Source organism: Streptomyces sp. AB3(2024) (assembly GCF_041862025.1).
GTDB lineage: Bacteria > Actinomycetota > Actinomycetes > Streptomycetales > Streptomycetaceae > Streptomyces.
The window spans coordinates 35263-50032 of the sequence record NZ_JBGWAB010000004.1; the positions used below are offsets into that span (position 1 = coordinate 35263).

Here is a 14770-nt window from a genome sequence, read left to right on the forward strand (position 1 = left end):
ATAGCTAACGCGCTCGACAACACGGCGTCAACACTTTGTTGAAACTTCGCGTACACAAAAGCCGCCGCCCGGGTGAATTGGGCGGCGGCTGGTCACCACGGGTGAATCCTTCTTCACTCCTGGCTGCTCTTGGACCCCTTCGGAGCGCCGGCGTCCCTGTTCAAGTAGTTGTAGACCGTGAAGCGGCTCACGCCCAGGGCTCCCGCGACCGTCTCCACGCCGTGCCGCACGGAGAAGGCGCCCCGCGCCTCCAGTATCCGCACCACGTCCTGCTTGGACTTCCGGTCGAGCTGCGCCAACGGTACGCCGTGCCGCCGCTCCAAGGCCGCCAGGATGCGGTCCAGCGAGTCGGAGAGCTGGGGCAGGCGCACCGCGAGCAGCTCCTGACCCTCCCACGACAGCACGACGTCGTCGGGCTGCGCCAGGGCGGGATCCATCAGCTCGCCCCCCATCGCGTCCACCAGCGGCTTGACCGCGGTGACGAAGGGGTGGTCACGGGGCTCGGTCACGGGCTGTCCTCCCCGATCACGTTGACCTGGAGCGAGACGCGCGTCGCCCCGGCCTCCAGGGAACCGCGCAGCAGCGCGGCCACCGCGGTCAGCACCCGGTCGGACTCACCCTCGGCCGTGTTGCCGAACGGGCCGACGTCCACCGCGTCCAGCTGGGCCTTCTGGATGACCTCGCGGGCGGCCACGGCGTGGGCGGGGGCCTCTTCGAGGTCGAAGGGCTCGGTCGTGAACTCCACTCTCAATCGCACGCAGGTCAACCTACTGCGCGGTCGGGATTTTTCGGGAGTCCGCACTTGACATCCGCGCGGAACCCCGTGCAGTCTTCCATCAAGCAGAAAATAACTTCCGCAATACGGAAGGAGCGCACACCCCTCATGGGATACACGGACCAGCGCTTCGATGTGAACCTGTCGATCCTCTTCACGGAACTCCCGCTTCTGGAGCGTCCCGCGGCCGCCGCCGCGGCGGGCTTCACCGCGGTCGAGCTGTGGTGGCCCTGGATCGAGACCCCCACCCCCGCCCAGGAAGAGCTGGACGCCCTCAAGAAGGCTCTTGAGGACGCCGGCACTCAGCTGGTGGGCCTGAACTTCTACGCCGGCCAGCTGCCGGGCCCGGACCGCGGCGCGGTCTCGGTGCCCGGTGAGGAGTCGGACCGCTTCAACGCCAACATCAACGTGGCGGCGGACTTCGCCGCCTCGGTCGGCTGCAAGGCGCTCAACGCCCTCTACGGCAACCGGGTCGACGGCGTCGACCCGGCCGTGCAGGACGAGCTGGCCCTGAAGAACCTGGTCGTGGCGGCGCAGGCCGCGGACCGCGTGGGTGCGATCCTCCTGATCGAGACCCTCAACAAGCCCGAGTCGCCGCTCTACCCCCTGGTGAGCGCCCCGGCCGGCATCGAGGTGGTGGACAAGGTCAACGAGGCCACCGGCCTCGGGAACGCCAAGTTCCTGCTCGACCTGTACCACCTGGCGATGAACGATGAGGACCTCTCCGAGGTCATCGAAAAGTACGCCGCCAAGACCGGCCACGTCCAGATCGCGGACAAGCCGGGACGCGGTGCCCCCGGCACCGGCGAGCTGCCTCTCGAGGCGCTCCTGGACCAGCTGAAGAAGGCCGGGTACGAGGGCTACGTAGGCCTGGAGTACAAGGCCGCCGACGCCGCCGCGTCCTTCGCGTGGCTCCCCGCCGAGGCCCGCGCCGCCGAATAGGCGGAACAAGTCCGGGCGATCAGCCAGGCACCTCACGCACTTTTCGTACGAAGCATTAAGAGAAGGACCCTCATCATGAGCACCCTCCCCAAGATTGCCTGGATCGGTCTCGGAATCATGGGCTCCCCCATGGCCGAGAACCTCCTGAAGGCCGGCTACTCGGTCACCGGCTTCACGCTGGAGCAGGACAAGCTGGACCGCCTGGCCGCCGCCGGTGGCTCCGCGGCCGGCTCGATCGCCGAGGCCGTCAAGGACGCCGACGTCATCATCACGATGGTGCCCGCCTCCCCGCAGGTCGAGGCCATCTCCTACGGCGAGAACGGCATCCTGGAGAACGCGAAGTCCGGCGCGCTGATCATCGACATGTCGTCGATCACCCCGCAGACCTCGGTCGACCTCGCGAAGAACGCCGCCGCCAAGGGCATCCGCGTCATCGACGCCCCGGTGTCCGGCGGCGAGGCCGGCGCCATCGAGGCCGTCCTGTCGATCATGGTGGGTGGCGAGCAGGCCGACTTCGACGAGGCCCTCCCGGTCCTCCAGACCCTCGGCAAGGTCATCGTCCTGTGCGGTCCGCACGGCTCCGGCCAGACGGTGAAGGCCGCCAACCAGCTCATCGTCGCGGTGAACATCCAGGCGTGTGCCGAGGCCGTCGTCTTCCTGGAGAAGTCGGGCGTGAACCTCACCGCCGCCCTGGACGTCCTCAACGGCGGTCTGGCCGGCTCCACGGTCCTGACCCGCAAGAAGGACAACTTCCTGAACCGCGACTTCAAGCCCGGCTTCCGGATCGACCTGCACCACAAGGACATGGGCATCGTCACCGACGCCGCCCGCAACGTCGGTGCGGCCCTTCCCGTCGGCGCGGTCGTCGCCCAGCTCGTGGCCTCGCTGCGCGCCCAGGGTGACGGCGGCCTGGACCACTCCGCGCTGCTCCGCGCGGTCGAGCGCCTCTCCGGCGCCCAGGTCTGATCCGCCCCCCGCGGCGGCCCGCTGTCCCTGGCCGCCGCCCGCCCCCGCACGAACGGGGGCCCGAGTTTCCGGATGGTGCCGGTGCTGACACCTGTCCTGTCGCGCCCAAGTGCCGGCACCGTCCGGATCACCTCTCCTCTCTTCTTTCTTTCAACAAACTGTTGACGTCGAGTTCACGCCGAAATTAGGCTGTTCCGCATGACGGAAGACGCTTTCCGTCAGCAGATATCCCGTACGGAAGGTCACCATGTCGAAGCGCACGCTGACGACCGAGTCCGGCGCCCCGGTCGCCGACAATCAGAACTCCGCCACCGCCGGCGTCGGTGGCCCGCTCCTGGTCCAGGACCAGCAGCTGCTGGAGAAGCTCGCCCGCTTCAACCGCGAGCGCATCCCGGAGCGCGTGGTGCACGCCCGCGGCAGCGCTGCCTACGGCTACTTCGAGGTGACCGACGACGTCACCGCCTACACCAGCGCGGCGTTCCTGAACACCGTCGGCAAGAAGACCGAGACCTTCCTGCGCTTCTCCACCGTGGCCGACTCGCTCGGCGGCGCGGACGCGGTCCGCGACCCCCGCGGCTTCGCCCTGAAGTTCTACACCGAAGAGGGCAACTACGACCTCGTCGGCAACAACACCCCGGTGTTCTTCATCAAGGACCCGATCAAGTTCCCCGACTTCATCCACTCCCAGAAGCGCGACCCCTTCACGGGCAAGCAGGAGCCGGACAACGTCTGGGACTTCTGGGCGCACGCCCCCGAGGCGACGCACCAGATCACCTGGCTGATGGGTGACCGCGGCATACCGGCGTCCTACCGCCACATGAACGGCTACGGCTCCCACACCTACCAGTGGACCAACGCCCAGGGCGAGGCCTTCTTCGTCAAGTACCACTTCAAGACGAACCAGGGCATCCGCTGCCTGTCGGGCGAGCAGGCCGCCGAGGTCGTCGGCAAGGACGCCAACTCGCACCAGACCGACCTGCTCCAGGCGATCGAGCGCGGCGTGAACCCGAGCTGGACCCTCTACGTCCAGGTCATGCCCGCCGCCGAGGCCGCGGACTACCGCTTCAACCCGTTCGACCTCACCAAGGTGTGGCCGCACAGCGACTACCCGCTGCAGCGCGTGGGCCGTCTGGTCCTCGACCGCAACCCGGACAACGTCTTCGCCGAGGTCGAGCAGTCCGCCTTCTCCCCGAACAACTTCGTCCCGGGCATCACCGCCTCGCCGGACAAGATGCTCCAGGGCCGCCTGTTCGCGTACGCCGACGCCCAGCGCTACCGCCTCGGCGTGAACCACACCCTGCTGCCGGTCAACGCCCCGAAGGCGACGCAGGCCGACAACTACGGCCGCGACGGCGTCATGGCGCTGCGCAACGGCTCGCGCCACGACAAGAACTACGAGCCCAACTCGTACCAGGGTCCGGCCGAGACCGGTCTCGCGCTCGGCGCCCCGAAGGCCGTCTCCGGCTACACGGGCACCCACGAGGCCCCGGCCCACACCAAGGACGACGACTTCTTCCAGGCCGGTGAGCTCTACCGCCTGATGTCGGAGGCCGAGAAGGAGCGTCTGGTGGCGAACATCGCCGGCGGTCTCTCCCAGGTCACCCTGGAGGACGTCATCGAGAAGAACCTGGCTCACTTCCACGCCGCCGACGCCGACTACGGCAAGCGCGTCGAGGAGGCCGTCCGCGCCCTGCGCGACGCCTGAGCCGCAAGTTGTACCGGGGGCCTGACGGGAGGTCATGCCCCGGGTACTGAGCCCGCACCGCGGACCCGGATGAGGGGTGGTACGCGGTGAGGGCAGGACGAGGACCGTGACGGGCGTGTGAGCCAGTGCGGTGGTAATGGGTTCCGAGGCCCGTCTCTTGACCTGAGGGAGACGACGCCGGAGTTCTCGTCACCGCCCGTCGCGGTCCCAGCCGTCCTTCTCCTCTTCCACGTACAGGGGCCACGCACAGAGCCCCTGCCCGTGGCGCGGGAGAACCCTCCCCCAGTCTCCGCCCGGCGGTGCGAACGTCCTGTCGCGCCAGCCTCGCTCCGTCGGGCGGTCACCAACCAGAGCGCCGAGTCACGGACGGTCCCGTGACTCGGCGCTTTGCCGTTCCCCTTCACGGGCTCCCTTGTACGCGCCCCGTACGTGTACGGCTCCCAGCGCGGTGACCTGCGAGGTGGGCTCCGCGGACCCCGCGGCGGCCCGGACGCCCTCCGAGGCGCCCTGGACGCCCGCCACGAGCGGATCTCCATCGAAGAGCGCCTGGCCGGGGAATCACACGAGAACTGAGGGCCCGGAACGGGTCCACGGCGGGGCCGTGCGGGCTATCGTTGCGATCTGACTGAAAGGTCAGTCAAGTCCGTCCGAGCAAGGGGTGCGAGCCAGAGTGGCCGACCGTCAATCGTTGATCCTGGAAGCAGCCGTACGAGTCATCGCCCGCAACGGCGTCAGAGGACTGCGGGTCGAGGAACTGGCGACCGAGGCCGGGGTGTCCACCGCCCTCATCTACTACCACTTCAAGGACCGCGCCGGCCTGGTCCAGCGCACCCTCGCCTTCATCAGCGACCGCGCCACCGGCTACACCGACGAGGCCGTGGAGGGCACCGAGGACGCCCGCGCCGTCCTGCTCCAGCTGCTGCTCGGCGAGCTCCAGGACACCCCCCGGGTGCGCGAGAACAGCATCGCCTGGGGCGAGCTGCGGGCCACCGCCATCTTCGACGCGGACCTGCGCGCCGCCCTCGCCGAGTCCACCCGCAGCTGGAACCGGGACACCGCCGACGCCGTGGCAGACGCCCAGGCGGCCGGTCAGGCCGACCCGGCCGCGGTCCCGCTGGACGTGGCGGAGCGGCTGAACTCCCTGGTGGAGGGCTTGAGCGAGCGCTGGCTGAGCGGCTCACTGGAGCTGGAGCGGGCCCGGACGCTGCTGGAGGGCGCGGTGAACGCGGAGTTGGGCCCGCACCCCGGCTGACCGGACGGGTCCACGGCACGCGGAACGGCCCCCGTACCTCCTCAGGGAGGATGCTGTTGGTTAATTCGGGGCCTGGCGTGACGTCGGCCCCCAAGACCTGGTTGTGGTCTTGGGAGCCGACGTTGTCGTTTGGGGAGGGTGTCGATGTCGATGCGTCCAGGGGATCTTGGTGAGGTCCCGGTGGAGACGGTACGGGTGGCTCGGGCGGCCTTCCCGAAGGGCAGTCTGGCGATCCGGATCCGGGACGAACTGGGTGGCCTGTTCAGCGACGGGCAGTTCGCGGATCTGTTCCCGGTGCGGGGGAAGCCCGCCCGGTCACCGGGCCGGCTGGCGCTCGTGCTGGTGTTGCAGTTCGTAGAGGGGCTCACCGACCGGCAAGCCGCTGAGGCGGTCCGGGCGAGGATCGATTTCAAGTACGCACTCGCGTTGGAGCTGGGCGATCCGGGGTTCGACTTCTCGGTGTTGCAGGACACCAACACCTGGAAGGAGCGATACAAGACCCGCGCCGGAGTCGAGGGCACCATCTCCCAGGCCGTTGGGCGCTGCGGCCTGCGCAGATCCCGCTACCACGGTCTCGCCAAGACCAGCCTCCAGCACCAGCTGACCGGCGCCGCGATCAACCTCGCCCGCCTCGACGCCCACCTCACCGACACACGCAGGGCCCGCACCCGCACCAGCCACTTCGCAGCACTTCGCCCCGCCGAGCCGAAGCTCGACGGGGCGAAGTTGACCCCCGAATTAACCAACAGCATCCTCCTCAGGGAGGTACGGGGGCCGTTCCGTGCTGTCGCACCGGTACCGGCGCGGTGTTCACCGCGCCGGGGGCGCGGACCGTCAGACGGACAGCGGGCGGATCGCGGTCGGGGCGTGGCCCGGCTCGGTCGCCAGCTCCTCGAACTCGGTGACGTCGCTCATGTCGACCGTCTTGCTCATCGCGATGTTGGTGATGCGCTCCAGGATGGCCTCGACGACGACCGGGACCTGGAACTCCTGCGCCAGCTTCTTGGCCTCCTCGAAGGCCTCGCCCAGCTTGTCCGGGTCGGTGACGCGGATGGCCTTGACGCCCAGGCCCTCGGCGACCTTGACGTGGTCGACGCCGTAGACGCCGATCTCCGGGGTGTTGATGTTCTCGAATTCGAGGTTGACCTCGAAGTTGATGCCGAGGCCGCCCTGCGCCTGGCGGATCAGGCCCAGGTAGGCGTTGTTCACGAGGACGTGGACGTAGGGGACCTTGTGCTGGGCGGCGACCGCCAGCTCCTCGATCATGAACTGGAAGTCGTAGTCGCCGGACAGGGCGACGACCGGGGTCTCCGGCTCGGCGGTGGCGGCACCGATGGCGGCCGGGATGGTCCAGCCGAGCGGGCCGGCCTGGCCGCAGTTGACCCAGTTGCGCGGCCGGTAGACGTGCAGGAACTGCGCGGCGGCGATCTGGGAGAGACCGATGGTGGTGACGTAGCGGGTCTCCGGGCCGAACGCCTTGTTCATCTCCTCGTAGACGCGCTGCGGCTTCAGGGGGATGTTGTCGAAGTGCGTGCGGCGCTGCAGCGTGGCCTTGCGCTCCTGCGCGGAGGCGGCCCAGGCGGAGAAGTCCGGGAGCTTGCCCTCGGCCTTGAGCTCCTTCGCGATCTCGATGAAGAGCTCCAGCGCGGCCTTGGCGTCGGAGGCGATGCCGAAGTCCGGGGCGAAGATCTTGCCCAGCTGGGTCGGCTCGATGTCGACGTGGACGAACTTGCGGCCCTTGGTGTAGGCGTCCAGGTTGTAACCGGTGTGACGGTTGGCCCAGCGGTTGCCGATGCCGAAGACGAAGTCCGACTCCAGGAACGTGGCGTTGCCGTAACGGTGGGCGGTCTGCACGCCGACCATGCCGGCGGCCAGCTCGTGGTCGTCCGGGATGGTGCCCCAGCCCATCAGGGTGGAGATGACGGGGACGTTGACCAGCTCGGCGAACTCGACCAGCAGGTCGGAGGCGTCCGCGTTGATGATGCCGCCACCGGCGACGATCAGCGGGCGCTCGGACTCCAGCAGGAACTGCAGGGCCTTGGCGGCCTGGGCGCGGGTGGCCTGCGGCTTGTAGACCGGCAGCGGGGAGTAGGTCTCCGGGTCGAACTCGATCTCGGTCAGCTGGACGTCGATCGGGAGGTCGATCAGGACCGGGCCCGGACGGCCGGAGCGCATCAGGTGGAAGGCCTCCTGGAACACGCCCGGAACCTGCGCGGCCTCCAGGACGGTCGTGGCCTTCTTGGTGACCGGCTTGGCGATCGAGGCGATGTCGACGGCCTGGAAGTCCTCCTTGTGGAGCTTCGAGACCGGAGCCTGGCCCGTGATGCACAGGATCGGGATCGAGTCGGCGATCGCCGAGTACAGGCCGGTGATCATGTCGGTGCCGGCGGGACCCGAGGTGCCGATGCAGACACCGATGTTGCCGGCCTTGGCACGGGTGTACCCCTCGGCCATGTGCGAGGCGCCCTCGACGTGGCGGGCCAGCGTGTGGCCGATCCCGCCCACGTTCTTGAGCTCGCGGTAGAACGGGTTGATCGCAGCACCGGGGACGCCGAACGCTTGTTCGACACCCTCGAGCTTGAGGATCTCCACTGCAGCGGCGGCGGCTGTCATACGAGGCATCGAGTTCTCCTGCGGGTCCGGCGGTCAGACTTTTTCCGTAATGCGGAATTTTTGTTCTGCTATACGGAACAAGCTAAGCGGCCACTTCGCGCACGTCAAGGCGGTGGGGCACCCCGGAACCCACCAAAAGGCGCATCTCGTTCGGTGAGTTGTACAACTGGCCGGTCCTTCGGCCGGATCCGGCGGCAATCCGCGCCCCTGCCCGCCCCGACGGTCGCCGGTGGTGGAGCATGGGACTACGCACGGCGACGGAGGGGTCCGGGTCATATGACGGAAGCGGTACGGGTGCGCTGCCCGGGATGCGGGCGCGAGAACGGTTACGCGGCCCCCTCCTTCCCCTGCGCCTGCGGAAACCCCGTGACCCCTCCCCTTGACCCGTCGGCGGAGCCCCGGCCGCTGGCGTACCGCACCTGGTCGCAGAGCTGGGTGGTGGTGCGGTGCGGGGCCTGCGGACGGGAGGGCGAGTGGCCGCAGCCGGAGCTGGGCTGCGGGGCGTGCGGGACGGTGGTCCGGATCCCGGTCCGCCCGCCGGGGGCGGCGACGGGCGGGGGCGCGGACACCGCGAACGCCGCGGACCCGGCGGCAGCGGGGGCGCGGGGCCGGACGGGCCCGGCGGGGGCGGATCCGCGTGCGGATCCGCGTGCGGGGGCTCATCCCGGGACGGGAGCCGGGTCGGCCTCCGGGACGGGTGCCGTCGCGCGGCCGGCGTTCCGTCCGGTGACCATCCGTACGGGCCGGGACGCCGTGGTGACCGCCGCGCTGTACCTGCGCTGGCTCGGCTACCAGGACGTGCGGCGGCCCGACGGCGTGCCGATCCCCTCGGCTGCGGCGGACCTGCGCGCCCCGGGGGTGGTGGCGCAGGTGGACCCGACCACGGCCCCGGTCGGACTGCGGGCGGTGGAGTGCGTCTGGCTGAACGGCCTGACGGCCGCCGCGACCGGCGTCTACTTCTCCCTCGCCGGGTACACGCAGGAGGCCCGGAGCCGGGCGGACGAGCTGGCGGTACCCCTGTTCGTCATGGACCTCACGGGCGTGCCACAGCCGGTCAACGACCCGGCGGACGAACTGGTGACCAAGGGGGCCTAGGCTCGGAGGGTGCGGGCCCGTGCCCGCCCGTTCTTCCGTCCGTCCCTTTGTCTTCCTTGTTCCCCCTGCCTGCCGAGGAGAGCCTGATGAGCCTGTACGACATCCCGCTGACCACCCTGGACGACGAGCCCACCAGCCTCGCGGCCCACAAGGGCAAGGCCGTCCTCGTCGTGAACACCGCCTCCCAGTGCGGGCTCACCCCGCAGTACTCGGGGCTGGCCCGGCTGCAGTTCACGTACGCGGAGAAGGGCTTCACCGTCATCGGTGTGCCCTGCAACCAGTTCGGCGGTCAGGAGCCGGGCACGGCGGAGGACATCCAGACCTTCTGCGCGGCCGGTTTCGGCGTGACCTTCCCGATGCTGGAGAAGTCCGAGGTCAACGGCGAGAACCGGCACCCCCTGTACCGCGAGCTGGTGCGGACCCCGGACGCCGAGGGCGAGGCGGGGGACATCCAGTGGAACTTCGAGAAGTTCCTGATCTCCCCGGCCGGCGAGGTCGTCGCGCGCTTCCGTCCGCGCACCGAGCCCGAGGCCCCCGAGGTCATCGCCGCGATCGAGGCGCACCTGCCCGCTTAGGCACACCTGCCCGCGCAGGCGCTCTGCCCGCGCAGGCACACCGGCCCGCAGCCGCGTCGGCCGCGGGCCGGTCCTGTCACCACGGCCGGCCGCGTCACGGCGGGCCCGTCCCGGCCGGGGGCCGTCCGGCCAGGCCGTACCAGTAGCGGGCCTCCCGCTCGTCCCCCTCGGCCGCCGCGACGTCCCCCAGCAGCGCGAGCACCCCGGCCGGAAGCGGATGCGGGGCGGGACCGGGCGGTCCGGGCTCCGCGGCCGGCCCGGCGGGCCGCGGCGGTCGCGGTTCGGGGCGAGGGTCCTCCGCCATGTCGCCTTCGGCCACCAGCGGGGCCAGGACCTCGCGGGCGCGTTCCTGCAGACCGGCGCTCATCAGCAGCTCGCAGTACAGGCGCCGGGCCTCGGGCCCGGTTTCCGGGTCACCGCAGTCCATCGCCCGCTCGAACCACGGGTACGCCTGCTCCGGGCGGTCGCCGACCGCCAGGACCTGGGCCAGCAGCAGCAGGGCCTGCGGCCGGTGGAGGGTGTCGTCGGACCGGGCGAGGGGCAGCAGCGTGGTTTCGGCGTCGGCGTACAGCCCGAGGCGGAAGAGGGTGCTGCCCAGGTACCGGCGGGCCAGCGGTTCGACGGACGGTTCCCCGGTGGCGAGGGCGTCCGAGAGCAGCCGCCGGGCCTCCTCCAGCTCCTCCCCGTACGAGGCGTTCCCGGCGTCGACCATGGAACGCCGTACGACGCCGAGCAGTGCTCCGGCGCGGGGCGCCGTCCGCGGGTCGCCGATCTCCAGCGCGGCTTCGAGGAGGTCGCCGGCCGCGATGACCTCCCCCAGGTCCAGCAGGTACTCGCCGGTGCCGAGGTAGGCCAGGGCGATCGCCCCGGCATCGCCCGAGGTCTCCACCCCCATCAGGAGCCTCTCGGCGGCCTCGCTGTCGCCGCGGCGCAGCAGCAGTACGCAGAGCGAGGCCTTGGCGGCCTCGGTGACGTCCGAGGGCTCGTCCTCGACCACGGACCGCAGGAGCTCGGCGGCGCCGTCGTCGTCCCCGTCCTCGGTCAGGCACTTGGCCAGCTGGAAGCGGGCCATGGGGGAGGCGGGGTGCACGCCCGCGTCGCCCGCGGCCCGCAGGTGTCCGATGCCCTCGGGCCTGCGCCCGCTGCGGATGAGGACCATGCCGAGCAGGGCCCTCCCCCACGACGCCGCCGTCACCTCCTCGGCTTCGGCCAGCACGCGCAGCAGGCTCTCGGCGCGCGGGAAGTCCTCCTGGTCTGCGAGCATGACGGCGAGGTCGTAGCGGGCGATCAGGGACCAGTGGGGGTGTCCGGAATCGATCGCGGTGCGGTAGGCCTCCTCCGCCTCCCGGGGGTGGCCCTCGCGGACGAGCAGGTCGCCGAGGAGATCGGCGGCCCGCGGACCCTCGTGGAGATGTCCGGAGGCGATCGCCTCGGCCAGCAGCGCCCGTGCCCGGCCCGCCCCGCCCTCCTCCCCCGCGAGCATGACGGCCAGACCGACGCGGGCCGACGGCCCCCAGTACCAGTGTCCGGAATCGATCGCGGTGCGGTAGGCCTCCTCCGCCTCCCGGGGGTGGCCCTCGCGGACGAGCAGGTCGCCGAGGAGATCGGCGGCCCGCGGACCCTGGTGGGGGTGCCCGGAGGCGATCGCCTCGGCCAGCAGCGCCCGTGCCCGGCCCGCCCCGCCCTCCTCCCCCGCGAGCATGACGGCCAGGGCGACGCGGGCCGGCGGCGCCCACTCAGGGTGACCGGATGCGATCGCCCGGTCCAGCCACTGCCCGGCCGCAGCGGTGTCACCGAGCGCGGCGTGCCATTCGCCGAGCGCGCAGGCCGCCCGGTTGCCCTGGTCGGGACGTCCGGATTCGGCCACCTCCCGGAGGATGGCCACGCCCCGTTCCTCCTCGTCCCCTGCGAGCAGGACGACGGCCAGACCGACCCGTGCGATCGGGAGCACGAAGGGGTGTCCGGAGGCGATCGCGGCCTCCAGCACCTGCCGGGCCTCGCCGTACCTCTCCTGGAGGGTGAGGAGGTCTCCCAGGCTCACCTGGGCCCAGGGCACGACGTGTGCCTGTCCGCTGTCCGCCACCGAGCGCAGCAGGGCCTCGGCCCGGTCCAGCTTGCCCTGGTGGACCAGTACTCCGCCGAGGTTCGCGCGGGCCGCTGAGGTGATCTGGACCGCGACCGCGTCGCCCATCATGCGGGGCAGGGTCCACGGCCGCTCGGCCGGCTCCGGCAGGCCGGGGCCGCGGGCGGCGCCGAGGCCGGTCGCGGGTTTGCCGAGCTCGGTGCCCGGCTCCCGGCCGGTGGGCACGCCGGCCGGGTCGCCGTCGGTCAGCGTGCGGACCAGTTGGGCGCCGGCCAGGTATTCGGCCTCCGTGTCCCCCGAGGCGAGGACGGCCTCCAGCAGCCGTTCGGCCCGTTCGCTCTCGCCCTGCAGGACCAGGACGCGCGCCAGGCCCACCTGGGCCAGCCGGGAGATCTGCGGGTCGGCGGAGGTGACGGCGCTCTCCAGGAGCCTCCTGGAGCGCGTCAGGTCGCCGTTGATCACGAGTGCCGCGGCCAGTTCGACCTGCGCCAGCGGGGCCACGTTCTCCGTCCGGGAGGAGGCCGCCGCGTCCAGCAGTTCAAGGGCCTCGTCCACGTCCCCGCGGACGAGGGACATCTGCCCGAGCATCAGTGCGGCCCATGCCGAACCGTCCCGGTCACCGGTCGCCCGCGCGATCCGGCGCAGCAGCCGCTCGGCCACGTCGGGCTCCTCCCGGACCAGCGCCGCGTAGGCGATCGGCACCAGCTCGGCGGGGGTGCGGTGCTCGGCGAGGTACTCCCAGGCGATGGGGGGCACCGCGGCGGAGGGATCGTCGAGACGGGTGTCCAGGTACTCCGAGGTATAGGGGAACCCGGTGTACGCGGGCCGGTCCTGCGGCCCCGGGACCCGGTACAGGAGGGCGATGGCCCCGGCCACGGGCTCCCCGGCCCAGGCCAGGCCGCTCCGGTAGAGGGTCTCGTCGGCGTCGAACCGCAGGTAGTGGGTGGACATGTAGGAGCGGAAGAGGTCCAGGAGGGCGGTTTCGGGGACCGGTCCGGTCATGCCCATCCGGTGCCAGTCGGCCGCGGCCTTCACGATCGCCCATCCCTCGGGGCAGGTCTCCGCACCGTCGCTCAGGCGCTGTTCCAGCCGGGGGGCGGCGACCATGTGCTCGCCGATGCCCCGCACGGAGAAGTCCTCCCGGGGGTAGAGCTCCCGTGCCGCGGCGGCGTCCCGCGGTGTCAGGAGCGCCGGAAGTTCGACGGTGTGCGCCTTGCCGAGGACCGTGCGGGCGACGCGGCCGATGTCGTTCTCCATGCCGGTGAGGGCGGCCCGCTGTTTGGCCGGGATGGTGGCGACGACGGTGACGGCCGGGTGCCGCCGGGTCAGCCGGTCGAGGATCTGCAGGTCCAGGCCCCCGGGCCGGAGGTAGCGGTGGAGGTCGTCCAGCCAGAGGACGGCGCGGTCCCGGCCGAGCGGCAGACCGGTCCGGCTGAGGTCGTCGAGGATCCGGCGGCCCGTGGCGGCCGGGCGCGGGACGATCAGGCGGGCTCCGGGCAGCGTGCGCAGCAGCGCCTCGTACAGGGTGCGCGACTTTCCGGCCTTGGACTGCCCGGCCAGCAGGACGAAGCGCGACTGCTCCAGGGCGGTGTCGAGGAGGCCGTCCTGCGGACGGCGGGGCACGTAGGGCGAGGCCCCGGGCCGGCCGCTGTATGTGGATCGGGAGACCCCTATGTCGTGCGGATCCACCTGCTCGACGCGGGCGATCTCGCCGTCTTCGGTCAGCGGGAGCCACAGCAGGCCCTCCAGCCGCTCCCGCACCTCTCGCGTGGTGGCAGCACGTACGTGCGCGCCCAGTTCGGGCCAGTAGCGGACGAGCGTCTCGACCCTGATCGCGTACGCCGTGCGCCGGTCGATCTTGGTCACGGAGTCCCGTGCGACGAGCATGCCGATGACGCCCTCGCTGTGCACGTCCCAGACGGGGGAGCCCGAGAAGCCCTGTTCCAGTGCCCAGCCGGTGTGGGGGCCGGCCTCCACCTGGAGCCACTCGCTGCCGGCGTGGCCGATGATCTCGCCCCGTACGGGTACCCCCTGGCGGGGGTGCTCCCGGGGGTAGCCGTACGCGCGGAACTGGTGGTCCCAGGTGCCGGAGTCCGTGGTCCGCAGGGGGGCGGGGACGGCCTCCGGGGGCGGCGGCGAACGGAGTTCGAGGACGGCGACGTCCCCGGTGTCGGTGCCGGTCGCCGGGTGCCAGCCGCCGGGTACGACGGTGGCGGGCAGGGGTTCGTGCGCCTCGGCGTACTGGAACTGCACGAAGACCGGTTCTGTCGGCATGCCGAGCGCCGTCCCGGCCCGTACGACGTGGGCGCAGGTCAGGATGTGCCGCGGGCCGACCAGCAGCCCGGCCCCGACGGGGTTCTCCCCCGGGGAGCGGCGGATGCTCACCAGCCAGGGCGGGCGCTCTCGGGCGACGGACAACGGGGTCAGTCCGCGGGGCCGGCGGTGGACCGGCTCCAGTGGATCCTGACGCTGAAGTGTCCCTCCATCGCCGTCTTGGCGATCACCACTCCGGACTCCGCGTTGAGTTTCATCCCGAACTCGACCTCGTACTCGTCCGGCGCGAGGGCCTTCACGGAGTCGACGACCGAACGGATCGCGGGACGGACCGCCGTCAGGGCGTCCTCCAGCCGGCGGCCCGCCCGCACCACGCCGTCGGAGTCCCGGGAGATGCGTTCCAGACCGGGCGAGTCCTCCTCCACCTCGACGATCAGTGACGCTCCATCAGGACCGTCGAATCGCACCAACTCGGCCATGAGTCCCCCGA

At 71.2% G+C, this 14770-nt stretch carries 11 protein-coding genes and 2 pseudogenes; 8 read left to right on the plus strand and 5 right to left on the minus strand.

From position 1 onward, the window contains the following. Window positions 1-113 precede the first annotated feature (113 nt). Together ACEPPI_RS02690 and ACEPPI_RS02695 are read right to left on the minus strand one after the other, a co-directional pair. Complete coding sequence (locus tag ACEPPI_RS02690) at window positions 114-509, minus strand: helix-turn-helix domain-containing protein (protein WP_373913626.1); 396 nt, start codon at window positions 507-509, stop codon at window positions 114-116. Beyond that, the gene (locus ACEPPI_RS02695; RefSeq protein WP_285528721.1) at window positions 506-757 is read right to left on the minus strand and encodes a thiamine-binding protein; all 252 of its coding nucleotides are present in this window, start codon (window positions 755-757) and stop codon (window positions 506-508) included. The genes ACEPPI_RS02690 and ACEPPI_RS02695 overlap by 4 nt, the downstream gene beginning before the upstream one ends. A gap of 126 nt (window positions 758-883) precedes the next feature. On the opposite strand from ACEPPI_RS02695, the gene ACEPPI_RS02700 reads away from it, so the two are divergent. From ACEPPI_RS02700 to ACEPPI_RS02725, 6 genes and pseudogenes are all read left to right on the plus strand, one after another. Further along, the gene (locus ACEPPI_RS02700; RefSeq protein ID WP_373913627.1) at window positions 884-1717 is read left to right on the plus strand and encodes a TIM barrel protein; all 834 of its coding nucleotides are present in this window, start codon (window positions 884-886) and stop codon (window positions 1715-1717) included. A gap of 75 nt (window positions 1718-1792) precedes the next feature. Further along, window positions 1793-2683, plus strand: a complete 891-nt coding sequence (locus ACEPPI_RS02705) for a 2-hydroxy-3-oxopropionate reductase (protein WP_373913628.1) — start codon at window positions 1793-1795, stop codon at window positions 2681-2683. Window positions 2684-2930: 247 nt separating this feature from the next. Then, entirely contained in the window at window positions 2931-4388 is a 1458-nt protein-coding gene (locus ACEPPI_RS02710; RefSeq protein WP_266843586.1) for a catalase, read from the plus strand. A gap of 670 nt (window positions 4389-5058) precedes the next feature. Then, the gene (locus ACEPPI_RS02715) at window positions 5059-5640 is read left to right on the plus strand and encodes a TetR/AcrR family transcriptional regulator (RefSeq protein ID WP_373913629.1); all 582 of its coding nucleotides are present in this window, start codon (window positions 5059-5061) and stop codon (window positions 5638-5640) included. Between the two features lie 144 nt (window positions 5641-5784). Next, a pseudogene (locus ACEPPI_RS02720) lies at window positions 5785-6109 on the plus strand (transposase); the annotation flags it as partial. Between the two features lie 56 nt (window positions 6110-6165). Further along, window positions 6166-6213: pseudogene (locus tag ACEPPI_RS02725) on the plus strand (hypothetical protein); the annotation flags it as partial. 261 nt (window positions 6214-6474) lie between these two features. Here the strand turns inward: ACEPPI_RS02725 and gcl are convergent. After that, window positions 6475-8262: a glyoxylate carboligase gene (gene gcl, locus ACEPPI_RS02730; protein ID WP_373913630.1), complete on the minus strand. Its 1788-nt coding sequence runs from the start codon at window positions 8260-8262 to the stop codon at window positions 6475-6477. A 267-nt stretch (window positions 8263-8529) separates the two neighbouring features. On the opposite strand from gcl, the gene ACEPPI_RS02735 reads away from it, so the two are divergent. After that, window positions 8530-9348 carry a hypothetical protein gene (locus ACEPPI_RS02735; protein ID WP_373913719.1) on the plus strand — a complete coding sequence of 273 codons (819 nt, stop codon included), beginning with the start codon at window positions 8530-8532 and terminating at the stop codon, window positions 9346-9348. A gap of 86 nt (window positions 9349-9434) precedes the next feature. Then, the gene (locus ACEPPI_RS02740; protein WP_373913631.1) at window positions 9435-9923 is read left to right on the plus strand and encodes a glutathione peroxidase; all 489 of its coding nucleotides are present in this window, start codon (window positions 9435-9437) and stop codon (window positions 9921-9923) included. Between the two features lie 94 nt (window positions 9924-10017). Here the strand turns inward: ACEPPI_RS02740 and ACEPPI_RS02745 are convergent, their stop codons facing one another. After that, on the minus strand, window positions 10018-14424 hold the full coding sequence (locus ACEPPI_RS02745) for a tetratricopeptide repeat protein (protein WP_373913632.1): 4407 nt from the start codon (window positions 14422-14424) through the stop codon (window positions 10018-10020). A gap of 5 nt (window positions 14425-14429) precedes the next feature. Next, window positions 14430-14759: a CU044_2847 family protein gene (locus tag ACEPPI_RS02750; protein ID WP_373913633.1), complete on the minus strand. Its 330-nt coding sequence runs from the start codon at window positions 14757-14759 to the stop codon at window positions 14430-14432. Between the last annotated feature and the right edge of the window lie 11 nt (window positions 14760-14770).